Raw genomic sequence first — 25,541 nt, 5'->3', positions numbered from 1 at the left:
ATGGTAAGTAAAATGTTTTACATAACAAAAACAGCTTCTGTCTTTTAGTGTTTGTCCATTGTGAAAAAGTGACATTACATATTCTTGTGATTCACATTAAACTTAAGAAGTAGGGTTTTATTGAAGTTTTTCCATAAAAATAAACGTAAAAGGGGCGAATTGGGAGAAAAGAAAAAAAACTTAAGAAACATAACGTTTTAACTTTACTAAATTGGCAGAAACAAAGGAAGAAATCAAACATAAGTATGGCATAAAAAGGAGTCTTTCTTATGAGAAAACAGACATTACTTTTCTATTGCCATTTAAAGATATAGCCTTAAAAGGAGGAGTACATTGAAAACCAGAAAAAAGTTATTACATAGTACATTAATATTAGCGCTAGCGCTTGGACAAACCAGCGGGACAGTTGTTGAAGCTGTTTCGATGTTAAGTTCAGTGGGAAGTATTGATGTCAAGAAAATTTCAAAAATGAATGAAAAGAAAACTACGACCAAGAAAGAAGTAAAAAAAGACGAGAAACGCACGAAGGAAAAAAACACCGAGAAAGACAAAAAAGTTGCTGGTTCAACAGAAAGTAATAAAATAAAAAGTTCAATTGAAAGTTTTGCTAATCCGACATTTGAATTACCAATACCTGTTGGAGCTGACATTATAGCGGCATCTACTGACTCAGAAAAAGAAATTGGAAAAGCTGTAAATGAATTTCTTTCTAAAAAGTTGAATCATATGATAGATAATTCGACAGATGATTTTAAAGTAGGCGATACAATTACTTATAAAATTCCTGGCGTCTTTCTAGGTGGGAATACGAATGGAGCTGAAATCATTTCTAGTGAGTTCAGTGATTTCTGGGAGAACTGGGAAAACTCTAGTAATTATAGAGTCACTCTTCTAAATATTTTAAGAGGTACATATGCCTTGTTTTATGTTACTAGTGAATCAGAAAGTGGAAATTGGCAAATGAAAATTACCACCTCTGATCAAGCTAATGGACTTTATTATGTAGCACCTTCAGATAATAATTTATATGTTACCTTTACGCGACTAAAAGTAGCTATTCCTCAAAAAGAAGTATTCAAAGTAAGTAAGTTCCCTTATAGTAATATCAATCATGATTATGGGGTAGCTTATACTACTCGTTATGTTCCGATGACGTTTAACGTTGATTTTCCTAAAAGTAAAGGAACGCTTAAGGCAGAGGTAAAAGATGGTCCTCATGTGGTCGAAGAAAAGAGCTCTCCTAAACCAGAAGATTATGTAGAGGTGAAAGATAGCCTTGGAAAAGTGACTTATACATGGATAACAAAACCAGATACAAATAAACTAGGAAATCAAAACGTTAAGGTATTAGTGGAAGATGAAACAGGTCGGTCAAAAGAACTAACATTTACGATGACAGTTAAATCTCTGCTCACAGTAAAAAAGGAAGCAGGTGAAATCTATCAATATTCTCTTTTGCCAGATGTCAATGATTATTTTGAGGTAACCACGGAAGGATCCTATACGCTTCAATGGTCTAATAACCCAAATACAATGACAGCAGGAATACATAAGTGGGAAGCTACAGTAAGAACCTCTGATAACCGAGAAATAACGAAATCAATAACCATGAGAGTGCTGCCACATCCTGAGTTACAACTAAAATTAAAACCGATTGAGGATCGTACCGTAACCTTGGTGGAGTCGTCTGATACGTTAGCCAATACATTTAAAAACTATATTGAAGAGGCAACACTGTTAGGGGAACCTGTAGCGATTGATGATCTTGAGTTTGTTGCGAACGAATCGTCCAAGACTGAATTTCAATCGGTTGGTACCCATGAAGTACGCATCACTGTGCAAGCAAAGCATCCTAATTCTAATGTTATGATCAAAGGATCTGGAACTACTACCGTGAACGTACTATGGGGTAATACCATCTTAATACGTTCGGTTGATGGCTATTCCGCCGGAGCTTTTGCGTTAGATGGTAGTAATTCTAATAGTGCCCCAGCTACGCTATCGATTCGTCAGGGCATTGCGTCTCCTTTAAATGAAGGAGTTGGCGATATGACCGATCCATTTGGTCTTTATTATCGTTTGGAAATCTTGCGTAATGGCAATGAAATTTACAAACAAGAGGTGCCGAAACGTGCCACGTTACAAGAAATCATGAATGATTATGGAGATGCTAATAACAACACTACGGTACAAATGAATGATATTATCCAAATCACATATCCAAGCAAGACACCTAATGCTTCGGTTGTGATGATTAAGGAAAAAGAAAATGATTTTACGTATGGTACGGAGATCGCTCGTTACCGTGTGACTCCTTATGGGTTTGATCCAGCACCTGTCATGACGGCAGAAAGTGCGGAAAAAGCGTTCGTTTTAGGCGAAGACGTGAAGCAAACGAATTTGAATGAACTAGTAAAAAATGTGCGGATCAACGGTGGGGTAGCGGACAATGAATTTTATACAGTAGAACCTCTTGATGAGTTTGATACCAGCACGATCGGTAAACGAAATATGCGGGTCAAAGTCACGACAAAAGATAAACTTGCTTCTGAAATCATTGAGATTTCTTATCAAGTGAAATGGGGAGACACTTTTGTTATTAAAGGTTTGAAAGAGGCGACAGTTGGTGCGTTTAGTTTATTGAAGAATCAAAATCAATGGCAAATCCAAGCTTCTCAAGGAGTGGACGGCACAAACTTAAATGATCCGGTGGATAATTATTTTGGGCGTGATACCTACTATTCTATCGAAGTTTTACAAGGAGCTACCAGCAAGTTCCGTTATGAAGTGGCAGGTAATCAGTCGATTCGTGAATCCATCCAGGGATTCAATAATGGGCAACCGTTGACGGTCAGTAATGGCGACGTGATCAAAGTGTATCATGCCGATCCTCTTGGGAAAAATCTTTTAATGAAAGATGAATTAGTCAAGGATTATACGATTGGTTCCAATTATGCCTATTATGAAGTCACTGACCATGGCTTGGAACCAATTTTAGCGGTTGCGGCTGATTCGATGGCTCAAGAATTTATCTTAGGTGAAGATAGTAGTAACGTTGATGGTGCGAAGTTGATCAATAGCATTACGATTAATGGAACGGCAGTGGGAAGTAATCAATATACAGTCAAACAAATGAGTGATTTTGATACTTCGGTGGCAGGATCACAAACGATCAACGTGCGTATTGATACGAAAGATGGACTCGTTTCAAAAGAAATCGAGGTTCCTTATGAAGTTAAATGGAACGATACGATTTTGATGAAAGCTCAAAATGGTCAATCAGCCGGAGCCTTTTCATTACATTCTGGGACTTCCAGTACGAATCGTGTATTAGTCTTTAACCAAGGATTAAAAACCGATCTCAATGCACCTATTAGTACCGATTCTTCGCTTTATTATTCCATTGAAGTATTGCGAGACGGGCGTTCTGTCTATCTACAAGAGGTACCGGGACGTGCTTCTCTCCAACAGGTAATGGACAATTTTGGGACGAAACAAACGTTAAATGTCCAAGCCGGTGATGTCGTTAAAATGTATCATCCTCAACGTTCAGAAGGTAGTTCGGTGTTAATGGTAGATGAAATGGAAGAAGATTATACCTATGGCTCACAATATGCCTACTATCGAGTAACATCCTATGGTTTTGAGCCGATGTCAGTGATTGAAGCTGTTGGCTCCAACAAAGCATTCTCATTAAAGGAGAATACGAAAACGACGGACTTGAGTCAATTGTTAGCACAAGTATCGATCAATGGCGAAATTGTTACGAGTGAAGACTATACAGTGGAGAAACTTTCTGAATTAGATACCGCAACTGTGGGCAAAAAGGAGGTCAGATTAAAACTGACGACAGCCGATGAGACCGCAGATATCGAATTGGATGTTCCTTACGAAGTGGTTTGGGGAAGTACCTTCTTGCTTAAAGGATTAGATGACCAGAATGTGGGCGCTTATAGTATTGTGGAACAAGATGGAGAGTGGACGATCCAAGCTGGCAAAGGGGATGATTCCACCGTTTTAACCAATCACGTGAATAACATTTTTGGTCGCGATACTTACTATCGGATCGAAGTAGTAGCAAGTTCAGAAAATCAACCGAAGGAAGGTTCTGGTGTAACCGTTGAAAATATTATGGGCTTAGATCCGACTACTCAATTATCGGAACAAATAAAATACCAGTATGATGTGACTGGAAACATGACTGTGGGTCAGGCTATCAATGGGTTTAATAATGGGCAGCCGTTGTCAATTGAAGAAGGGGACATCGTAAAAGTTTATCATGCAGAGGCGAAGAATAATTTATTGATGCGAGATGACTTGACGAAAAATTATACAGCGGGTTCAAATTATGCCTATTATCAAGTAGCCAATCAAGAATTTGAACCGATCACTGAGATGAAAGCTGAAACAATTTCACAAGAATTGACATTAGGCGAAGATGCTAGTGATATTGATGGAATGGATTTGATCAAAAATGTTACTTTCAATGGTCAAAAATTAGATACGACATTATATGATGTCGAACAAGTTTCTGACTTTGATACGAATACCGCTGGAGCGAAGATGTTAACAGTGAAATTGTCTACCGCAGATGGTGTCACTTCTACGGATGTGGAAGTACCTTACGAAGTCAAATGGGGAAGTACGATCCAGCTCAAAAATAAAAAAGGTGAAACCGTTGGTACTTTCGGCTTAACAAAAGACAAAAAACAATTGAAACTCCAGGCGTTACAAGGAAAAGAAGGAACGAACTTAGCTAGTCGAGTCACTGAAGTCAACGATGCAGATGTGTATTATGGGATCGAAGTCTTTACAAATAACACTAGTAAATATAAATACGAAGTGCGAGGCACACAAACGATTGCCCAAGCAATCGAACGATTCAATAGTGGGGAGCCATTAAAAGTTTCTGCAGGGGATCAAATCAAAGTGTATCATACGGATCCAAGCGGGAATGTCTTGATGGCAGAAGAAACGGAGCAAAATTATACCTATGGTTCCAATTATGCGTATTATAATGTGACCGAATACGGCTTTGAACCGACTGGGGACTTTACCGTGACACCGGCAGAAGCAAAAATAATCATCAATACCAAACAAGTGGATCTTAAAGATCTCTTGAAAGAAGTGAAAGTCAACGGGAAAGAAGTACCGAAAAACGCCTATACAGTGAAATTAGATCCTGAAACCGAAATCGATACTTCAAGTTTAGGAAATCGTGTCGCTAAATTAGTGGTCAAAGTTGACCGCTCTTACGGTGGATTTTCTACTGAAACTGAAGCGACTTATGAGGTGGTGAAAGAAGGAACACCAGGAGCGTTAGGAGAAAGTTCAGGCGAAGGAAATACAGAAGAAGAGACCAACGCGGAAGGTGAAGGAACAGAAGAAGCAAATGGTGGTAACTTACCAAAAACCAATGAAACCAAAAATGCAATGTTCCCTCTATTAGGCACCGTACTAATTAGTTTGGTAGGAATGTTTCTGTTTTGGAAAAAGAAAAAACCAAAAGAAGAACCAAAAAAGTAGTATAATCCTATTGAAATAAATAAAGCACTCATTAGTTGTCGTAAAACTTCTGATGAGTGCTTTTTTGGCACTGAGCTTACCATTTGCACAAATAAAGCTCTATACAAGTCTGAGGATAACAGCTATCGTCTATCAATATCCGAAAAAATTCTTTGGTAAGCTTTGGAAAATAGCTTTTCAACGATTTTACTGTATGTATAACGAAAATTATAGTTATTATAACAAAACTAACAATGATGTCTGCTTAACTAAACGTACATGTCGGTTTCAAGTTACTACGATAATCGTCCTGTTGAACTTTATTCATTAACCACATATAGAGGGTGGGGGAATTCTATCTAAAGTAAATTTTATTGTAATATCAGTTTTACTCAGCGTTTTTACTATCTGAAATGAAACGGAAAAATCAATGATGATTCATCAATCCCATAAATATCAGTTTTTTTCATTTCCTTTTATATTTATAGTACAATTTAAAAAATAACGATTTGAAGTAAGTCTATTTTTCCTGGTTTGTTGGTAAAATATGACATTGTACGATAAAATAATTCCTTATATGCTTCTTGATGAAAGAAAAATTTTTTTCTTAATAGAGTAATCAAGGGAGGATTATGTTGAAAGATAAAAAACGATTATTGAAAAGTGCGTTGATTTTTGCATTGATACTCGGTCAAACGAATAGTGGGACTATCGTGGGAGCAGGTTCGATGTTGCCTACAAATGAAAGCAGATCTATAAGTCAAAAATCAAAAAGAACTGAAAAAACAAATCAGGGAAAAGAAAAAAAAACAAGTGAAAAAGCAGATAATAATAACCTAGTAGATTCAGAAGATGATCAAAAAAATACAACAATTTCTTCTAGAGACTCTGTGCTAACCAGTTATCAACGTGGAGAACTTAGGAAGACAGCTTCTGCGTATTTAGGAAAATATTTGAATTTTAGGATAAGACTTACAGTAGATGAGATTAACTTAAATTATAAAGTAGATGAACAAGTAAATTTAAAAGAATATATACTTGTTTCAGACTTTGATTATAGCAATCAGATAGGTCTTATGGAACCAGCTTATGACCCTGATCTCCTTCGTGATGGCATTCTGATAAAGAATGACACAATATATTTATTACCTCAAGGGGCACCACATAATGGAACTATTCCAGAAGGTAAACATTTTAGTGTAGATTCAAAAAGCGGAAATTGGCGAATGAAATTGGTCCAATTAGAGGGTCCGGCTTATCATGTTACATTCACTCGTCTGAAAATTGCGCCAAACCAACCCGAGATTTTCCCTATGGAAATCGCTTATAAACCTACTTACTTGTATGGGATAGTTAAAGAATATGATGAAATTGATTTTTCAGTAGATTTTCCTGATGCAGAAGCAAGTATTGGGAAATTGAAAGCTTCAATAAAAGATAGCGTACATACGCTTAAACAAGGTGATGAGGTACCTAACGCTGTAGAATATATTGAGTCAGTAGAGAATACTCGAGGAAATGTAAAATATGAATGGAAAACGTCTCCTGATACGAGTCAGCCAGGAGTGCAAGAAGCGAAAATAGTAGTCAGTGATGACTCTGGAAGAACACTTGAAGTCACTGTGCCGATTACGATTATGCCTTTGCCGCTAGAGATGTTACCAAAAGCAGGAGAACATAAACTCATACAATATGGTGCTGTTCCAAAAGCAGCCGATTATTTTAATGTGGTGAATCATTATGAAGAGTCTACATATAAAATTGAATGGGTCAAAGCCCCTGATATGAATCAAGAGGGTGTTCAAACATGTCTGGCGAAAGCGACCTCCTCAGATGGGCGTACTGCAGATAGTGCAGTACAAATTGAAGTTATCTCCAATCCAGGTTTAGAAGTTAAATTAAAACCATTAGAAGAACGAATATTAGGAGTATCCTACCCTTCTTTAAGTTCAAATTTTAAAAATTATATAGAAGAAGTGACACTGTTAGGTGAGAAAGTAGACGTTAATGAGCTAGAATTGGTCGTGGACGAAACAACCGATACAAATTTTCAGACTATTGGTCAAAAAGAAGTAAACATTACAGTTAAGAAAAAAACTTCTGAGGCGAGTGTCTGGATTAAAGGAACAGGAACCACTACAGTCAACGTATTATGGGGCAATACCATCTTAATGCGTTCAATTGATGGCCATTCTGCAGGTGCTTTCACTCTTGATGTCAGTAACTCAAATAATGACTCCGCAGCTCTTTCGATTCGCCAAGGATTAGAATCACCGTTAAACGTGGCGGTAGGAAAATTACAAGATCCATTTAAACTGTATTATCGGTTGGATATTTTACGTAATGAGAGAACGATCTATACGCAAGAAGTAACAAATCGGGCAACTTTACAAGAAATTATGAATGCTTTCGGAGATAAAGAGAATAAAATAGAAGTTAAAATAGATGATATCATCCAAATCACACACCCAGGGAAAACAGCTAATAGCTCGGTCGTGATGATTGATGAAGAAGAAAAAGATTTTACATACGGAACAGAGAATGCTCGTTATCGTGTAACAGCGTATGGTTTAGACCCAGCTCCCGTAATAACAGCTGAAAGCGCAAGAGTATTTTTTTTAGGCGAAGATATCAACCAATTGAATCCACAAGAGTTCATCAAAAATATACGTCTTAATGATCAATTAACTTCGAATGAACAGTATAAAATCAACCTTATCGATGGGGGGGATACTCGAACAGTTGGTAAGCAAACGATGAGAGTCAATATTACCACAAAAGATGGTTTAGTCTCTGAAGAAGTTGAAGTCACTTATCAAGTGAAATGGGGTGATACTTTCGTTCTAAAGGGGTTGAAAGAATCGACTGTTGGTGCATTCAGTTTACTAAAAAGTAATGATCAATGGCAGATTAAAGCTAGCCAGGGCGTAGAAGGTACAGAATTAGACGAGCCAGTCAATAACTACTTTGGCAGAGGTACCTTTTACTCCATTGAAATTTTACAGGGGACAACTAACAAGTTCCGTTATGAAGTGATAGGCAATCAGTCGATTCGTGAATCCATCTACGGTTTCAACGAGGGAAAACCGCTGGATGTCAATGAAGGTGACGTGATCAAAGTGTACCATGCCGATTCTGTTGGGAAAAATCTATTAATGAAAGACGAATTAGTCAAGGATTACACGATGGGTTCCGATTATGCGTATTATGAAGTCACTGAATATGGCTTGGAACCAATTTTAGCGGTAGCGGCTGATTCGATGCCTCAAGAATTTATCTTGGGTGAAGACAGCAGTAACGTTGATGGATCGAAGTTGATCAATAGTATTACGGTCAATGGAACGATAGTGGCTAGTAATCTATATACAGTCAAACAAATGAGTGATTTTGATACTTCGGTGGCAGGATCACAAACGATCAAAGTACGTATTGATACGAAAGATGGGCTGGTGTCAAAAGAGATTGACGTTCCCTATGAAGTCAAATGGGGAAAAACTATTTTGATAAAAGCTCAGAATGGACAATCAGCCGGGGCCTTTTCATTATATGCGGGAACTTCCAGTACGAATCGGGTATTAGTCTTTAACCAAGGATTAAAAACCGATCTTAATGCACCAATTAGTACCGATTCTTCACTTTACTATTCCATTGAAATAGTGCGTGAAGGGCGATCTGTTTACTCGCAAGAGATACCGGGTTATGCGACTTTAGAAGAGGTAATGGCTAATTTTGGCTCGAAACAAAAATTGAATGTCCAAGCAGGTGATATCATAAAACTATATCATCCCCAACGTTCAGACGGTAGTTCTGTCTTACTGGTAAATGAAACAGAAAAGGACTATACCTATGGTTCTCCATATGCTAATTACCGCATAACTTCTTATGGTTTTGAGCCCATGCCGGTAATTGAAACTGTAGGACCAAATAAAGTTTTTTCTTTAATGGAAAACACTCAAAATATAGACTTGAGTCAGCTATTAGCGAATATAACGATCAATGGTGAACGGGTGGAAAGCAAAAATTATAAGATTACGCAACTTTCTAAAATGGACACCTCTACTGTTGGTAAAAGAGAAGTCAAATTAAATCTTAAGCCAGAAGATGGCTCAGCAGATATTGAACTGGATGTTCCTTATGAAGTGGCTTGGGGAAGTACTTTCTTACTTAAAGGGTTAAATGACCAGAATGTGGGCGCTTATAGTATTGTGGAACAAGGCGGAGAGTGGACGATACAAGCTGGCAAAGGGGATGATTCCACCGTTTTATCGGATCATGTGAATAGTGCCTTTGGTCGCGATACTTACTATCGAATCGAAATAGTAGGAAATCCAGAAAATCAGTCCGAAGAAAAAACAGGTGTCACTGTCGAAAATATTATGGGCTTAGATCCGACTACTCGATTATCGGAACAAATAAAATACCAGTATGATGTGACGGGCAATATGACAGTGTGGCAGGCGATCAATGGGTTTAATAATGGCCAACCATTACCGATTGAGGAAGGGGACATCGTTAAAGTTTATCATGCAGAGGCGAAGAATAATTTATTGATGCGAGATGACTTGTCGAAAAATTATACAGCGGGTTCCAACTACGCCTATTATCAAGTGGCCAGTCAAGAATTTGTTCCCATCACTGAGATGGAGGCTGAAACAGTTTCGCATGAATTTACCTTGGGCGAAGATACCAGTGACATTGATGGAATGGATTTGATTAAAAATGTCACTTTCAATGGTCAAAAATTAGAGACGACATTATATGATGTCGAACAAGTTTCTGACTTTGATACAAATACCACTGGACAGAAAATGTTAAAAGTGAAATTGTCTACCGCAGATGAGGTGACTTCTACAGAAGTGGAAGTGCCTTACGAAGTGAAGTGGGGAAGTACGATCCAACTAAAAAATCAAGATGGCGATACTGTAGGTGCCTACAGTTTGATAAAAGAAAACAAACAAATCAAACTCCAATCATTACAGGGAGAAGACGGAAGTGACTTATCGAACCGTATCACAGAATATGATGACATGGAAATTTACTATGGGATTGAAGTTTTTACAAATAACAGCAGTAAATATAAATACGAAGTTCGCGGTACGCAAACAATTGAACAATCGATTAATCGATTCAATAGTGGGGAACCATTAAAAGTTTCGGTGGGAGATCAAATTAAAGTGTATCATGCCGATCCAAGTGGGAATGTCTTGATGGCAGAAGAAGAAGAGCGAAATTACACTTATGGTTCCAATTATGCGTATTACAATGTGACTGAATATGGGTTTGAACCAACAGGAGATTTTACCGTGACACCAGCAGAAGCGAAAATAGTTATCGATACGAAACGTGTGGACCTTAAAAATCTTTTGAAAGAAGTTAAAGTCAATGGCAAAGAGCTGCCGAAAACTGCTTATACGGTTGCATTAGATCCTGAAACAGAAATCGATACTTCTTCTTTGGGGTATCGTGTTGCTAAACTAGTCGTGAAAGCTGACCGTTCCTATGGTGGTTTTTCTACTGAAACTGAAGCGGCTTATGAAGTGGTGGAAAAAGGGACGGATGGTGCTTTAGAAGATGGTACAGAAGATAGCATGACTGAAGATAAAGAGATCACAGGAACAGATTCAGAAAAAAAGAACTCAAATGGAGACAATACAAGTGGCGCAAAAAATGGTAATTTACCAAAAACCAATGAAACAAAAAATACGGTTTTTACTGTATCAGGTGTCTTGATTGTTAGTTTAGCGGGAATCATCCTGTTTTGGAGAAAAAGAAAAGCAAATAAAAATTCTAAAAAATAAGATAATCAGTTATTAAAAAGCCCACGTTAGCTAGACTACAGCTGCCGTGGGCTTTTTTGTCGGTCTTCAGATTGATTAGAAAGTAGTTAGCTTTCATTGGTGTCACTCAACTAAAGAAATGAGCTACTCTCTCATTTGGCTTGTATCTTGATATTCGAGGATATCACCTGGTTGGCAGTTTAAAACTTCGCAAATCTTATCGAGCGTAGAAAACCGAATCGCTTTTGCTTTACCATTTTTTAAAATAGAGATATTAGCCATCGTAAGACCTACTTTTTCACTCAGTTCGGTCACGCTCATTTTTCGCTTGGCTAACATGACATCTAAATTGATAATAATAGACATTCGACACCTCACACTGTTAGATCATAGTCATTTTTTAAATAAATGGCTTGTTTGAGTAAATCAATCAAAATGCTTGAAAGGATGTAGATAAAAAAAGGGATAAAGAGTAAGACGAAAGCGATGAGTAGGATTCCTGGACTATCGCTCATATCAGCTATTTGATAAAATTTTGGCAAAATACCAAATGCAAGGATCGTGATACATAAAAGGCAAGATCGGATTTTACTGCTAAGCTTTAGACTCTTCTTAGTAAAAGTTTCCTTTGAAGGGAAGGTTTTGACTAAGCGGAGCAGGAAGAAATTGAGCAACAAAGTCACTAGAAGGATCAGGTAAAGAACTAGAATAAATAGTGTAGTTTGCCAGTTGCTAAATGGATTTGTAGGATTTGTACTCAATTGAATAGTTAATAGCGTTCCCAAGAGAAGGGGAACAAAACAAAAAACAGAAACGATTAATTGGATAAAGAACAGTTTGGATTTCATAAAATGCCTCCTAAATTTTTATTAGTATAGCATGAGGTTTGTTCATTATCAATAATTATTTATCGATAAACGATAAATAAAAGGATGGACAAACGCCTTTTTCAATAAAGAAAAGGCGTTCTAACGAATCATATTATATTTTAAAGCTGTAAAACTATTACTAAAAATGGACTATTTCTCATTTAAACAATGTATTCCCTAACCACTAATACATCCTTGTAACCCTGAAGTTACGCCAGTGGGATTAAATTTCATCAAAACAAATCAAAATCTCGCATAAAATATTTATCGCAATAGATTAATTATAACATATCTTTTGCAAAAAAGATATTTAATTTAGATTACATTTGCGATAGTTTTAAATAACAGAACTTTTAAGTAGAAAAACGTATCATTATCATGTTTATACCCTCCCAAATCTAAAGTAAATATGCTAAAATCACAAATAACAACGAAGATCATGATTGGTTGGGAAAATTTATTTCTATTTTTCGTTATTAAAATTAGGTGTACAAATAACTAATTGTTTTATTTTGTTTGGTTGTGGGGAGTGGAGAAACAAAATACGCTAGTATAAATTGTTATATAAGTATGGATAAAAAATTCAGATAAAATTATTAGGTTGTTAGGGGAAGTTTAAATGAAATTAAATGAAGAAAGTTTATTTATCCTAATTTTGATTGGTCAGCTTTACACTGTTTTTATGGCTCTTGGTTATCTAAGGAATCTTTTATCAAATAAAAAGTTTCAGTTGTTTTCGTTTGTTAGTGTAATCGCTTATATTGCTTTATATCAATGGATCAATATCATAGCGACAGTTATCTTATGGGCTGGGTTATGTCTAAGTATCTATATCATTGATCGAAACATTGATATAGCGATATTTTATCCTTCGATTATTTTATTTTTCTACATATTCATTGATGGAACAGCCAAATATCTATATAAAATTTTAGGGTGGGATATCAGCGATTTTTTTACAGCTGTTTTAGGAACAGGTTGTTTGTGGATCGTTACTGTTTTTCTAAAAAAAATGGTCATACCAAAGATTATTAGGGATAAAACGACTCTAAAAATAGCGGCCATTGTTGTTTTTTTTACGATTATTGTTTACTTTATTAACATTTGTAGTGATCGTTTTTCTGTTTTAGCAAGATTCCTAGTTATCAGTAATGAATTATTTACGGTTCTTTATGGTGTAATGTCTACCATAATTTATTGTGTACTACTTTTTATCAAGAAAAAAGAATTCGAAACACGAGAACAGCAAAAAGAAATGCGTCACCTGATTGAATACAGCGAACAGATCGAAAATAACTATCTTGCATTACGAAAATTTAAACACGATTATAAGAATATTTTGTTTTCAATAGAGGATTATATTCAAACAAAGGATATTGAAGGGCTGCAAAAGTATTTTTATCAAAGTATCAAAGCTACTGAAACGATTTTTGAAGAAAACAATCTCCCAATTGCTTCGATTTCAAATCTTAAAATTAGAGAGATAAAAAGCATTATTTTGAGTAAATTATACGTGGCTAGCCAAAAGGGTGTCGAAGTAAACGTAATGATTCCAACACCCATTACGGATATCGCTATCTCAACAGTCACACTTGTTCGTATGCTAGGGATTATACTGGATAATGCAATTGAAGAATCAGCCTTTTTAGAAAAGGGAAAAATTGAATTGACTATTATGGAGGAAGACAAAAATTGTTTTTTTGTCTTAATGAATCAATGTCGTTCGAGTATTCCTAAATTACATGAATTGAAAAAAGTAAATTTTACTACTAAAAAAGGAAATCAAGGACTAGGACTAACGAATCTGGACGAGCTTGTTCATTTGAACGAGAATGTTTTTTTAGAAACAAAAATTGAAAACAATCGCTTTATACAAATCATAACGATTAGTGGAATGAGGGGCTAGTAATGTTAAAAATATTTGTTTGTGATGATGAAATTGCTCATCGTAATAAGCTTACTCGAATGATTACAAATTATTTATTGATGAAAGACTATGATGTTCAATTCCAATTTGCTACGGATGATCCAATGATGATCTTGTCGTTTATTTCAAAACATAAAACAGAAGGAATCTATTTTTTGGATATTGATCTAAAAACGGATTTAAATGGGATCGAGTTAGCAAAAAAAATCAGAGATTACGACCCAACAGCAAAAATCATTTTTGTGACAACTTATACAGATCTAGTCTATTTAACTTTTTTATACAAAGTAGAAGCATTAGATTACATTGTCAAAGATAATATGGATACTTTTCAAAAGAGAGTGACGGAATGTATTGACGTCGCAATTGAACGCTATTTGAATACAAATCTGGAAACTAGACCCCAAATTTGGATTAAGAATGGTCCAATTGATGTAAAGTTATATGTCGATGAGATATTTTATTTTGAATCTAGTCCAACACCCCATAAATTGATCGTCTATTTAGATAACCGCAGAATTGAGTATATAGGGAAGATCAAAGAAGTAGAAAGTATGTATGAGGTATTTTGTCGTTGCCATCAATCTTATGTAGTTAATCTGATGAATGTGAAAGAAATCAATAAAAAAGAACGAGTGATTACTATGTCCAATGGAGCAAAATGTTTAGTTTCTACTCGTCATTTAAAAAAAGTAGTAAATCAGTTCAAGAAATTAACCAGTTGTTGATTACATCTCCAGGTATTCCGCACTTTTGATCAAATAACGTTCACTTTTGATAAAACCAACTATCTTATAAAAAAACAAATATAATATAGATGAAAAGGAGCGGATCAAATGTCGGAAGAATCTATATCTTTAGAAGAAAAAGTTTCAAAAACAATTAGTAAGCGGATAGGAAGACAATTACAATTGTCAGAAATTGACTTGGCAAAAATGGAATATGGATTAGCTGTTCTTCTGGTAATTAGTTCAAAGATATTTTTTATCTACTGTTTAGCTGGGTGTCTTCATATTATTCTGCCGGTTTTGACTACTCATTTGGCATTTACACTAATGAGAAGAACAACAAAAAGTTTCCATGCAAGAGATAGTAATGTATGTACGGCCTTAAGTCTATTTTTCTTTGTCTTATTACCATATCTAGTTACTACTTTTGCTGTAGATGTCACAAGAGCCACCTTTATGATCTGCAGTCTCATGATTTGCTTGATCTTGTGGTTCAAAGGGATAGTGATCGCACAAAAACCGGCGAAAAGTTCTTTGCTAAATGGAAAGAGCCAGATGATAGTGGTCAGTTTGTTCCTAACTATTTTTGGTGGGATTCAATCAAGTAACCGTATTCGTACCTTACTGTTGTTAGGCATGATGATCTCAACCCTTTTAATGTTTGTTCAAAAAAGAAAGGATGAAGAAAATGTTAAAAAAAATTAGCTCAAAAAAATTAAAATACATGCAAATTTTAGCAACTGTTGCTATTGCTGTTGCTACAGAAGCTATAGGTAAAGGAACAATGTGTACAGGAATTATTTATGAACCAAAAGTACCTGATGCATTGAAACAAATCGAGAAATAAACTTGGAAATAGAAATACTAGTGGAATAAAAAGAATTCATTATACGAATAAGTCTTAGGATCAAAAATAGTAGTTGCTATTTTGACCCTAAGACTTATTTTTTTCGATAATTTTGTAAGAGCAAAACAAATATAAAAAAGAAAAAAGATTCCCATAATGTCGTTGTCCAACTAAATTCTTTTGAAATTCCAAAAAATAAATTCCCTGCATTAGAAACGATTAAATAAATTAAGGTAGTTATTAGAGCATAAATTATTTTCTTTACCATAATCTCACAACACCCCTTTTTTCAAAAACATGGCTAAAGCGTTCCATTTCTTCAAATGATCTTTACTTAAGTATAATTCATTTAAAAGATATTTGGAAAGAAATTTTATCTGTTTTTTACAGATAAGAAAGAAGAAAGAGAGTAGGAAACGATAAATATTAGAAAATTTTCATAGCAACTGATAGTTTTTTGTAATAATAACTGAGCATTATCTTTGCATTTTTTAATGTAGACTACTATCCTTTAAATATACCCAATAGAAAAAAGGCAATACAGTCTATTGGAGGGAAACGTTATTTATGAATGATTGTCATAGAAAGTGAAAAAAGGCTATTAGTATTAGCATGGCATGGTAGCGCTTTCTATTAAATCTTGTAAATAACATGTGTGATCACGGTCAATTAGAAGTAGGAGGTGGAGAATGAATAAAGGGTGGAAGATCGTCGGTATTCTTGCAAGTTTATTCTTGCTGACGGTGCTTTTAGGGATTGCGTTGATCAACGCACCGTATATGATGCCAGAACAGTTGGAACGTTTTCGATTTTTTGTCATAACGAACTACTACATGCAACAATATCTATTTTGGACAGCTGTCGTTTTTGCTATACTTGTGCTTATTTTGTTATTAGTTGTTCTTTTCTATCCAAAATCCAAAGGAACGTTTGTTTTAAAACAAAAAGATGGAAAACTGACTTTAGACAAGAAAGCAATCGAAGGGCTTGTGCGATCACAATTACATGAAGAAGAATTTGTTGGTTCACCAAAAGTTCGAGTACGCTCAACAAAAAATAAAATCAATGTCCATGTAAAAGGGGATTTAAAACGAACATCCTCTTTAATTGGTAAAACAGGAGAATTGATGCGTGACATTGAACAACAAGTGGCACGAGTACTTGGTACTGAACAAAACATCGCTGTAGCTGTTACTTATAGTGGATTTGAAGATTACGACAGTAATGCACACAAGCACGCTCGAGTAGAATAGGAGGGGCCCATCATGAAAGAGATATTTTCAGCGTACAAGCTCCCTATTATCTTCGGGGGACTTGGCTTACTGTTAGCTGTTTTATGGATAACAGTTGGATTTTTTAAAACACTTCTAATATTAATCATGACTGCTATAGGTGCAGGCATTGGTTTTTATTTGAAAGAAACAAAAATATTTGATCAATTTTTTAAATCTTAGGAGGAACTGGACATGGAAAACAAAGAAATCAAAAACACAAATACAATGACATCTGAGAATAACCATATTTCACGTGGAGAATTAACTTACGAAGATAAAGTAATTCAAAAAATCATCGGTTATGCTTTGAAAGATGTTGATGGTTTATTAACATTAGATGGCGGTTTCTTCTCAAACATTGCTGAAAAATTAGTGAACACGGATAATGTCACAGCAGGAATCAATGCAGAAGTTGGTAAAAAACAAGTAGCTGTTGACTTAGATGTCGTTGTAGAATACGGAAAAGATATTGAAAATATCTATGATCAAATTAAAGACTTGATCAGCCGTGAAGTGAATGATATGACACATTTAGATGTAATTGAAGTGAATGTGAATGTAGTTGATATCAAAACACAAGAAGAATATGCAAAAGATCAAGAAACTGTCCAAGACAAAGTGACAGATGCTGCTAAATCAACTGGTCAATTTGCTTCAAAACAAACAGATAAAGCAAAAGCAGCTATGAATAAAGGAACACAAAAAGTGAAAGAAAACACTGAACCACGTGTTCAGTAATTGATTGTTAGTAAAAGAAATTAGGAGGAAATTAAAATGGGATTTATTTGGTCATTAATCGTCGGTGGTATTATCGGAGCAATTGCAGGGGCTATTACAAATAAAGGTTCTTCAATGGGAATCATTGCTAACGTAGTCGCAGGTCTAGTTGGATCAGCGATCGGACAAGCTTTACTTGGCACTTGGGGACCAAGTATCGGGGGCATGGCAATCGTTCCATCATTGATTGGTGCAATCATTCTTGTATTGGTCGTATCATTCTTTGCTCGTAAACTGTAAGAATTTGATCGGATCATTTGATCGATCATAAATAAAATCAGAAGCTGAGACAATAATTGTCTCAGCTTTTTTTATCTACTTTAAAAAAATTCGGTCTAGTTAGTAAAGTTTATTCGTGTAAGCTGTTTAGAATAAAAATATCATTGTTATTGTGAAGTTTTACTCAAAATCCTCTTGACTTAGAGTTGACTCCAAGTAGTACAATATCTTTTGTGGTAACAATTACTAAGGCCGAAATGAGTTATTCTTTTCGGACATGTTATTGCAAAAGGAGAGAGAATAGTGAGTATAAAGACAAACATCTTAGACCAAATCAATGGTCCAACAGAGGTAAAAAAACTAACGATAGACGAAATGTCTGAATTAGCTACAGAAATGAGAGAAAAGATTTTACAAAAAAATAGTGCGATCGGAGGACATGTCGGCCCAAATTTGGGTGTCGTGGAATTAACAATTGCTTTCCACCATGTGTTTGACTCGCCCAAGGATAAAATTGTTTGGGACGTTTCCCATCAATCTTATGGACATAAGTTATTAACTGGTCGTAAAAATGGATTTGAGGAGGGAAGCTACCACGAAATTAGTGGCTATTCCAATCAACATGAAAGTGAACATGATTATTTTACTGTGGGGCATACTTCAACTTCGATCAGTTTAGAGGTCGGTCTTGCAAAAGCCCGTGATTTGAAACAGGAGAAAGGAAATATCATTGCTTTTATCGGGGATGGTTCCTTAAGTGGAGGCTTAGCTTTTGAAGGTTTGAATAATGGTGGAACAATCAATTCTAATTTGATCGTTTTAGTGAATGACAATGAAATGTCCATTGATGAGAATCAGGGAAGTTTATATCGTCATTTAGCAGAGCTTCGTGAAAGCAATGGGACAAGTAATGATAATTTATTTAAAGCGATGGGGTATGATTATCGCTACATTGCGGATGGTAATGATTTAGAAACAGTAATTGAGGTTTTCAGAGAAATTAAAGACATTGACCATCCAATCGTTTTACATGTTCACACCGAAAAAGGTCATGGCTATGAGCCAGCCGTCGAAAACAAAATGAAATATCATTGGCATGTACCGTTTGATTTAGAAACAGGCGAAGCGAAAAATGCTCCTACTAGTGAAAGTTTTAATCAAATAATTATGAACTATCTTGATGAAAAAACGAAAACAAGTGCAACGCCTATCGTGGCTGTGAATGCTGCGATTCCAGGAATGTTTGGCTTAAAGGAATTTCAAAAAAAACATCCAGAACACTACTTTGATGTGGGGATTGCAGAACAACATTCGATCACATTTGCTTCTGCTTTAGCATCTCAAGGGATTCGACCTGTGGTATTCCATTCAAGTGTGTTTTTACAACGAGCATATGATCAATTATCTCATGATTTAGCGATCAACGAAAATCCAGTAGTCATTCTAATTGGAGGAGCAAGCATCTCAGGAAGTGATCGTACTCACCAAGGGACTTTTGATATTCCTTATCTTTCAAGTATTCCTAATATTAAATATCTAGCGCCAGCTACGAAGGAAGACTTACTATCGATGTTGGATTGGAGTTTATCACAAACCGATTCACCGGTTGCTATTAGAATCCCTGCTCATGGTGTGACATCTGGTGAAGCGATCGCAGAAGACTACGCTATTCCAAGATACCAACGTCTGGTTGCTGGAGATAAAGTTGCGATCTTAGCACTAGGTGGCTTCCTTGAATTAGGTAAACAAGCTTTAGAAGAATTTGCGAATCAGGGGATTTCAGGCACATTGATTAACCCTGGAACGATCACCGAACTTGATCATGAAACTTTAGAAGAATTAAAAGAAAATCACCAATTGATTATCACTTTAGAAGATGGTAGTCTTTCGGGCGGATTTGGTGAAAAAATCAGTCGCTATTATGGAGATTCAGCAATCCAAGTTCTAAACTTTGGTTCTCAAAAAGAGTTTACTGATAGTGTACCTATTCAAAATTTGTATGAACGTTACCATCTGACACCAAAACAAATCGTAGCAGATAGTCTTAGCAATTTAAATCAATAGAAAAAAACAGAGTAAATTCGTGATATCAAACGAATTTACTCTGTTTTTTTTAAGAAATCCGACTTAAATAAACTATATTTATATTATGTAAACAAAGTTAGGCATAAACCGAACGAGTAATGAAATAAACATTGCTTTTATCGATAAGAATCCCATAGAATAGAAAAGTAAAGAAATAATCTATTTTTAAGGAGGTATTTTTTTGATTGATTTGCAAGAAATATTTACACAAAACCAGATTGAGTTTGAACTTTATCGCCATCGTCCGATTTATACCAATGAGGATGCGTTAGTTGTAAAAGAGGAACAAGGGTTTAGTGGTACTGAGACGAAGAGCTTGTATCTAAAAGATAAACAAAACAATCGCTATATTTTTTTAACCTTCACGACTAAAAGAAGCGACTTTAAAAAATTAAGCAAACTGATTGGTAAAAGAGTGTCAGTTGTTTCGGCTGAAGAAATGGAAGCGGAAACGGGACAAAAGCCAGGTGCTGTTTCACCATTTGGTTATGAATCATCTGTTCCTGTCATTATTGATGAAGAAATATTCGCTCAGGAAAAATTAGTATTTGCACCTGGTAGACCTGATCAAACCTTGGTAGTCAAAGTGGCTGATTTAGATAAGATCATTCAAATATTAGAAATAAAAACGTATGTATTACCAGCAGGGAAGTGACCTGTAACCATAATGAAACAGGTTCATCTTAAGTAAAACCTTTTGTTTAACGTAAGGTTTCGTGATAGAAAAACTGCGCATGAGTAAAGTAGCAGATGTGACGTTCCATATCAAAAAGCTTAGCTGATCAGAAAGTAAATCGAACATGGTTCAGACAAAAACGATGAGACGATCGTGAAAGTAAAACAAAAAAGCAAATGTCTAAGCTATAAACAAAAGTGTCATTTTGTTATAAAACATCGATCATCAGCTTTTTTATTTGGAAATTATTTTGTTCCTGTAATCAAGTTAATTGAGATAATAGTTGATCATATCCTAATTCTCTGGCATAATCTTCGGCAGTTTTCCCTTGATTATCACGCAATTCTTTATTTGCACCATGAGCCAATAATTCTCGGACGATGTCTTGGTAGATCTTTGAGCCATCTCGCAAAGCCACAGCTTCAATCAAGGCAGTATAGCCATAATGATTTTGATGGTCGATATCAACACGACCATCAGTTAGCAAAAGTTTGACGTTGGCTAAATGTCCTTTTTCGGCAGCTGGTATCAAGGCATTACCACCAAAACGGTTAACGATCGACTGATCAGGTTCACTATTTTCAAGCATATAAGCAAGAATCTCAGTTTTTCCTTGTGCGCCAGCATATAAGTAAGGGCTATCTTGAATATGATCTTGTAAGTTGATGTTCGCACCGTGATCAATGAGGATTTTTGCAATATCGATCATATTATGGTGGACAGCAATCAATAATGGGGATTCTCCTTTTTCATTTTGTTCATCAATCATCGCAGTTGATTGGTCTAACAACGTTTGAACTAGATTTAAATCCTCGGCACTAACAGCTTGTAACAAGCGACCTGGAGCAATTGACATTGGTGTTTCCTCCTTTGATGGATGGTTGGAATTAGTTGGTAAAGGCGCAGAAGTTGTAGAATCCAAAACAATCGAATTCGTGCTAGTATTAGTACCATTTGATTGAGAGGAATGATCGGCACATCCTGCAAATACCAATAACGTAGGGAATAACCATAGGATTGAATAAGGTTTCATGAAAACGCCTCCTCCATATTATTTTAGTTGAAATAGCCATAAACAGCAAAATAAATACTTGCTAAACAATGCACAGCTCTTTATATAGAGGCAAAAACGTAATAAGCAACGCTTCCAAGACGGATTCTTGACAAAAAAAGAACAATGATAGATAGTAAAAAATAGTGTCTGACTAAATCTAGACAGGAGAACAGCTTTTGATTCTGTCAAATGAAAGTAGGGGAGTAGATGTTTACACGTTTGTCATCTCAATTAACAGAAAGAGAAAATTATAAATTACTGATTGGTTCAATTATTCCCAGACCAGTAGCTGTTGTTTCAACATTAACTGAGAAAGGGAACTTAAACATTGCGCCATTCAGCTATTTTAATATCGTTAGTTCAAATCCACCCATCGTTTCGTTAGCTGTCCAAAGAAAAAATGAGCAGATGAAAGATACTGCTAAAAATATCTTAATAAGGAAAGAAGCAATTATCCAAGTTTTAGATGAGCTAAATGTGGTGGAGGTCAATAAAACAGCAGCAACTCTTCCGCAAGAAGAAAGTGAACTAACCTTGACTAACTTGACTACGAAAATAAATAGGAATGGTTCAATTCCACCAATCAATGAGTCAAAAATTGTTTTTGAAACGGATTTATATGACCATCTCGAAATTAAGAATGAGCAAGAAGTTACTGCCGATCTTTTCTTATTAAAAATCCATACGTATCAATTAAATGAAGAGGTATATGATCCAGTATCCGGGAAGATCGATCCCAAGAAACTACAACCAGTTAGTCGATTAGCAGGGAATGATTATGCAACCTTAGGGAAAATCTTTACCATCTCTAGGCCAAAGTGAACCACATGACGATAAATATGTTATTTTTAGAGGATGTATAATCCTAAAAATAGTATTATAATATTGGCGTAAGTTCATTTCTTTCATGAATGGAGTAAGAAATTAAATTTAGCTAAAACATTTTTTAGTTATAAAAAACAATAAAGTTTTTTTAGGTAAACCGAATGATTTAAAGTTTTATTTGAAATATACAAGTAAAAAGGCAGATATGAGGTTTTCTGGTGCATGGATAAACTGGTATGTAAATGTTAAGATAACTTTATAATTTATTCCGAAAAGTGAAAACGAGAAAATTAAAACAGAAAAATCAATTAAGTTAGCAAAGGATTTTCATATTAAACGACTTCCTAAAAAGGGGAAATATATTAAAGATTGATTAATTTTGTTTTTTTATCAAATAAATGATTGCTAAAATAGTTAAAGAAGCTTACTATTAACTCTGTAAAAAATAAAAATAGTAATAACCTTGTTAGGTGAGGCTCCTATACAAACATATGCTATTGCTCAGAAACGTCGAAAGACGCCAATGAGTCAAACAGGAATTGTCGGATTAAGGCTTTTTCAAATAGCTAAGAGTGTTTCTTTACGTTGTATAGTGCTAAAACTCGGACGATGAGATGATGCTAGGTCAGAATTCTTGTTCGAAAAGGTTTCTGACCTTTTCTTATATTCTATAACTGATTCTATATTTAACTGCTCGTGTTCGCCTAACTTGTGTAAGAGGAGGGGGATATGCGATGTGGAAAAACAGAAAGATCGACTGGTTGATTTTAGGCCCTTATTTGGCTTTGTCAATTGTCGGTCTTTTAGAGATATATAGTGCTAGTTCCTATCGTTTATTGGTAGCAGGAAGTGATCCTAAAAGCTTATTTATTCGGCAATTTTTGTTTATTATTCTTAGTTGGGGCGTAATTGTATTGACCTATTCCATCAGATTACAAGTTCTACTGAAACCAAGAATAATAAAAGCTGGATTGATTGTATCGGGCTTATTATTAGCGATGATGAAACTCGGGATTTTTGCTGTAACAGTTAATGGTGCCCAGCGGTGGGTTTCAATCGCTGGAATCCAGTTTCAACCGTCAGAAATCGCAACCATTTTTTTGATTTTATATTTAAGTCGTTTTTTTAGAAATGACCGCAGTGTTCCTGAGAAACTTCATATACCAGTGTTGATCGTGGGCGGAATCGCCGTGCTTGTTTTGTTTCAACCTAAAATTGCGGGAGCACTGATGATTTTAGCTATTGCTGGAGCTATCTTTTGGGCTGCAGCTATTCCCATTAAAAAAGGGTTGATAATTATCGGAGCAGCGATTGCTAGCTTGATCTTAGTAGCTGGCTTAGTTTTACTACTTGAAAAGCATCATTTGTTACCTTCATTTTTTGAACACGCTTATGACCGAATCGCAATGGTTCATAATCCTTTTTTAGATGAACATGGTGCAGGATACCAGATGAGTAACTCTTACTATGCACTATACAACGGTGGCCTATTTGGTCGAGGAATGGGGAATAGTATTACTAAAAAAGGTTATCTCCCTGAATCCGAAACAGATTTTATTTTCTCAGTCATTGCTGAGGAGTTTGGGTTGATAGGCGCATTACTTGTTTTGTTTTTGCTTTTCTTATTATGTATGCGAATCTTCCAAAAGAGTACGAAACAAAAGAACCAACAGGCAACTTTGATCTTAATTGGTGTAGGGACATGGATACTCGTTCAGACAAGTATCAATATTGGAAGCATCCTTGGTTTAATTCCAATGACAGGTGTACCATTGCCATTTGTCAGCTACGGAGGAACAAGCTATTTAATCTTGTCTTTCGCTATTGGATTAGCTTTGAATATCTCGTCTCGACAAGTGAAAGAGAAAAATAAGCAGGTTGAGAGGTTACAACTCAAGAAACCTGAACTGTTAAACAAGAACAATTAAGAATCTCTCAATTGGACTATCATAATAAAAAAATGGCTATATTTCAAGTAAGAGGTTCGGTTAGAAAGAGGAATCGAAAATGAAAACATTTCAAAAAGTGATTTTAGGTCTATTGACGGCAGTCGTCATTGTCATCGGCTATTTTTCTTTTGAGTTTGTTCATGGTTATTCTTCAACGAGTCGAGCAGACGATGTACCAAAAGTAGAAGCCAAAAGTGTTCCTAAGATTATCAATGTGGCATTGATTGGCTCTGATGCCCGGTCGAAAGAAGAAAATGGACGTTCAGATTCTTTGATGATTGCTCAGTATAATCAAAAAACTAAAAAAGCAAAATTGGTTTCGATTATGCGTGATTCTTATGTAGATATACCTGGGCATGGTCAAGATAAGATCAACGCAGCTTATTCATATGGCGGGATTGATCTTTTGAACCAAACATTGAAAGAAAATTTCAAATTTGAAACACCTTATTATGCAAGTATCACCTTCCAAGATTTCATTGATTGTGTCAATGAGCTATTCCCTAACGGCGTAGATATCAATGCTGAGAAAGATTTAGACTTGGATGGTGTATACATCAAAAAAGGTGAACAAACGATGGATGGGAATACCTTATTGCAATATGCGCGTTTTAGAGAAGATGCTGAAGGAGATTTTGGACGGATCAGAAGACAACAACAAGTGATCAAAGCAATTTCTAAGCAATTAAAAGATGTGACTTCCATCCTTAAATTACCAAAAGCAATCGGTCAACTCTTGGGAAGTATTAAAACGAATTTACCTGAAAGTGTATTAATTGATTGTGGCATTGATTTCTTAAAAGATGACAAACCAATTGATACGTTATCTGTACCAGTTGAAGGTAGTTGGAATTTTAATGATTACACACCTTCTGGTAGTGTACTAGAACTTGATTTAGAAAAAAATCAATTAGCAATCAATCAGTTTTTAGACCAATAGATTTACATTTTATTTAAAGTGTAAGAAGTTAGAAACAAGCGATTGTCGTTGTGTTCTAGCTTCTTTTCTTATGGTAAAATGGATAGAAG

18 protein-coding genes and 1 riboswitch are annotated in these 25,541 nt (G+C 35.5%); of the genes, 15 read left to right on the top strand and 3 right to left on the bottom strand.

The window, feature by feature from the left end:
* Positions 1-333: 333 nt before the first annotated feature.
* Positions 334-5,526, top strand: coding sequence for an LPXTG cell wall anchor domain-containing protein (locus tag IGK21_RS07080; protein WP_181918564.1), 5,193 nt, complete (start codon positions 334-336; stop codon positions 5,524-5,526).
* A gap of 614 nt (positions 5,527-6,140) precedes the next feature.
* Positions 6,141-11,303 carry an LPXTG cell wall anchor domain-containing protein gene (locus IGK21_RS07075; protein WP_181915007.1) on the top strand — a complete coding sequence of 1,721 codons (5,163 nt, stop codon included), beginning with the start codon at positions 6,141-6,143 and terminating at the stop codon, positions 11,301-11,303.
* Between the two features lie 123 nt (positions 11,304-11,426).
* On the opposite strand, the gene IGK21_RS07070 is transcribed toward IGK21_RS07075, so the two are convergent.
* Both IGK21_RS07070 and IGK21_RS07065 read right to left on the bottom strand, forming a co-directional pair.
* The gene (locus tag IGK21_RS07070; protein WP_010719089.1) at positions 11,427-11,648 is read right to left on the bottom strand and encodes a helix-turn-helix domain-containing protein; all 222 of its coding nucleotides are present in this window, start codon (positions 11,646-11,648) and stop codon (positions 11,427-11,429) included.
* Between the two features lie 8 nt (positions 11,649-11,656).
* Positions 11,657-12,130, bottom strand: a complete 474-nt coding sequence (locus tag IGK21_RS07065; RefSeq protein ID WP_010719090.1) for a DUF2975 domain-containing protein — start codon at positions 12,128-12,130, stop codon at positions 11,657-11,659.
* A 640-nt stretch (positions 12,131-12,770) separates the two neighbouring features.
* Here IGK21_RS07065 and IGK21_RS07060 point away from each other — a divergent pair.
* From IGK21_RS07060 to IGK21_RS07015, 10 genes are all read left to right on the top strand, one after another.
* Positions 12,771-14,057 (top strand): sensor histidine kinase, encoded by a 1,287-nt coding sequence (locus IGK21_RS07060; RefSeq protein ID WP_034698104.1) that lies wholly within the window; start codon positions 12,771-12,773, stop codon positions 14,055-14,057.
* Positions 14,058-14,059: 2 nt separating this feature from the next.
* Positions 14,060-14,806 carry a LytR/AlgR family response regulator transcription factor gene (locus IGK21_RS07055; RefSeq protein WP_034698101.1) on the top strand — a complete coding sequence of 249 codons (747 nt, stop codon included), beginning with the start codon at positions 14,060-14,062 and terminating at the stop codon, positions 14,804-14,806.
* Positions 14,807-14,914: 108 nt separating this feature from the next.
* Positions 14,915-15,511: an accessory gene regulator B family protein gene (locus tag IGK21_RS07050; protein ID WP_034698099.1), complete on the top strand. Its 597-nt coding sequence runs from the start codon at positions 14,915-14,917 to the stop codon at positions 15,509-15,511.
* On the top strand, positions 15,495-15,653 hold the full coding sequence (locus IGK21_RS07045; RefSeq protein WP_034698094.1) for a cyclic lactone autoinducer peptide: 159 nt from the start codon (positions 15,495-15,497) through the stop codon (positions 15,651-15,653). The genes IGK21_RS07050 and IGK21_RS07045 overlap by 17 nt, the downstream gene beginning before the upstream one ends.
* Before the next feature lie 689 nt (positions 15,654-16,342).
* The gene (gene amaP, locus IGK21_RS07040; protein WP_034698091.1) at positions 16,343-16,906 is read left to right on the top strand and encodes an alkaline shock response membrane anchor protein AmaP; all 564 of its coding nucleotides are present in this window, start codon (positions 16,343-16,345) and stop codon (positions 16,904-16,906) included.
* A 12-nt stretch (positions 16,907-16,918) separates the two neighbouring features.
* On the top strand, positions 16,919-17,107 hold the full coding sequence (locus tag IGK21_RS07035; protein WP_010719095.1) for a DUF2273 domain-containing protein: 189 nt from the start codon (positions 16,919-16,921) through the stop codon (positions 17,105-17,107).
* A 12-nt stretch (positions 17,108-17,119) separates the two neighbouring features.
* Entirely contained in the window at positions 17,120-17,665 is a 546-nt protein-coding gene (locus tag IGK21_RS07030; RefSeq protein ID WP_010719096.1) for an Asp23/Gls24 family envelope stress response protein, read from the top strand.
* Between the two features lie 36 nt (positions 17,666-17,701).
* Complete coding sequence (locus IGK21_RS07025; RefSeq protein WP_010719097.1) at positions 17,702-17,944, top strand: GlsB/YeaQ/YmgE family stress response membrane protein; 243 nt, start codon at positions 17,702-17,704, stop codon at positions 17,942-17,944.
* A gap of 282 nt (positions 17,945-18,226) precedes the next feature.
* Positions 18,227-19,987, top strand: coding sequence for a 1-deoxy-D-xylulose-5-phosphate synthase (locus IGK21_RS07020; RefSeq protein ID WP_181915006.1), 1,761 nt, complete (start codon positions 18,227-18,229; stop codon positions 19,985-19,987).
* 202 nt (positions 19,988-20,189) lie between these two features.
* On the top strand, positions 20,190-20,663 hold the full coding sequence (locus IGK21_RS07015; protein ID WP_034698084.1) for a YbaK/EbsC family protein: 474 nt from the start codon (positions 20,190-20,192) through the stop codon (positions 20,661-20,663).
* 283 nt (positions 20,664-20,946) lie between these two features.
* On the opposite strand, the gene IGK21_RS07010 is transcribed toward IGK21_RS07015, so the two are convergent.
* Positions 20,947-21,717 carry an ankyrin repeat domain-containing protein gene (locus IGK21_RS07010; RefSeq protein ID WP_034698082.1) on the bottom strand — a complete coding sequence of 257 codons (771 nt, stop codon included), beginning with the start codon at positions 21,715-21,717 and terminating at the stop codon, positions 20,947-20,949.
* Positions 21,718-21,945: 228 nt separating this feature from the next.
* Between IGK21_RS07010 and IGK21_RS07005 the strand changes: the two genes are divergently transcribed.
* The 3 genes from IGK21_RS07005 (at position 21,946) to IGK21_RS06995 (ending at position 25,452) form a co-directional block, all read left to right on the top strand.
* Positions 21,946-22,560: a flavin reductase family protein gene (locus IGK21_RS07005; protein WP_034698079.1), complete on the top strand. Its 615-nt coding sequence runs from the start codon at positions 21,946-21,948 to the stop codon at positions 22,558-22,560.
* 458 nt (positions 22,561-23,018) lie between these two features.
* Positions 23,019-23,184: riboswitch (M-box (ykoK) riboswitch) on the top strand.
* Positions 23,185-23,297: 113 nt separating this feature from the next.
* Entirely contained in the window at positions 23,298-24,491 is a 1,194-nt protein-coding gene (locus IGK21_RS07000; protein ID WP_034698076.1) for an FtsW/RodA/SpoVE family cell cycle protein, read from the top strand.
* Positions 24,492-24,570: 79 nt separating this feature from the next.
* Positions 24,571-25,452 (top strand): LCP family protein, encoded by an 882-nt coding sequence (locus IGK21_RS06995; RefSeq protein ID WP_010737634.1) that lies wholly within the window; start codon positions 24,571-24,573, stop codon positions 25,450-25,452.
* The last annotated feature ends 89 nt before the right edge of the window (positions 25,453-25,541 follow it).

Source organism: Enterococcus sp. DIV1421a (genome assembly GCF_051711025.1).
GTDB lineage: Bacteria > Bacillota > Bacilli > Lactobacillales > Enterococcaceae > Enterococcus_B > Enterococcus_B hirae.
The sequence above is the reverse complement of the archived record's forward strand: the minus strand, read 5'-3'. Positions and strand labels throughout refer to the sequence as shown.

Coding starts and splice junctions, on each gene's coding strand:
- IGK21_RS07070 (WP_010719089.1), bottom strand. CDS start 11,648: ATGTCTATTATTATCAATTTAGATGTCATGTTAGCCAAGCGAAAAATG.
- IGK21_RS07065 (WP_010719090.1), bottom strand. CDS start 12,130: ATGAAATCCAAACTGTTCTTTATCCAATTAATCGTTTCTGTTTTTTGT.
- IGK21_RS07060 (WP_034698104.1), top strand. CDS start 12,771: ATGAAATTAAATGAAGAAAGTTTATTTATCCTAATTTTGATTGGTCAG.
- IGK21_RS07055 (WP_034698101.1), top strand. CDS start 14,060: ATGTTAAAAATATTTGTTTGTGATGATGAAATTGCTCATCGTAATAAG.
- IGK21_RS07050 (WP_034698099.1), top strand. CDS start 14,915: ATGTCGGAAGAATCTATATCTTTAGAAGAAAAAGTTTCAAAAACAATT.
- IGK21_RS07045 (WP_034698094.1), top strand. CDS start 15,495: ATGTTAAAAAAAATTAGCTCAAAAAAATTAAAATACATGCAAATTTTA.
- amaP (WP_034698091.1), top strand. CDS start 16,343: ATGAATAAAGGGTGGAAGATCGTCGGTATTCTTGCAAGTTTATTCTTG.
- IGK21_RS07035 (WP_010719095.1), top strand. CDS start 16,919: ATGAAAGAGATATTTTCAGCGTACAAGCTCCCTATTATCTTCGGGGGA.
- IGK21_RS07030 (WP_010719096.1), top strand. CDS start 17,120: ATGGAAAACAAAGAAATCAAAAACACAAATACAATGACATCTGAGAAT.
- IGK21_RS07025 (WP_010719097.1), top strand. CDS start 17,702: ATGGGATTTATTTGGTCATTAATCGTCGGTGGTATTATCGGAGCAATT.
- IGK21_RS07010 (WP_034698082.1), bottom strand. CDS start 21,717: ATGAAACCTTATTCAATCCTATGGTTATTCCCTACGTTATTGGTATTT.
- IGK21_RS07005 (WP_034698079.1), top strand. CDS start 21,946: ATGTTTACACGTTTGTCATCTCAATTAACAGAAAGAGAAAATTATAAA.
- IGK21_RS07000 (WP_034698076.1), top strand. CDS start 23,298: ATGTGGAAAAACAGAAAGATCGACTGGTTGATTTTAGGCCCTTATTTG.
- IGK21_RS06995 (WP_010737634.1), top strand. CDS start 24,571: ATGAAAACATTTCAAAAAGTGATTTTAGGTCTATTGACGGCAGTCGTC.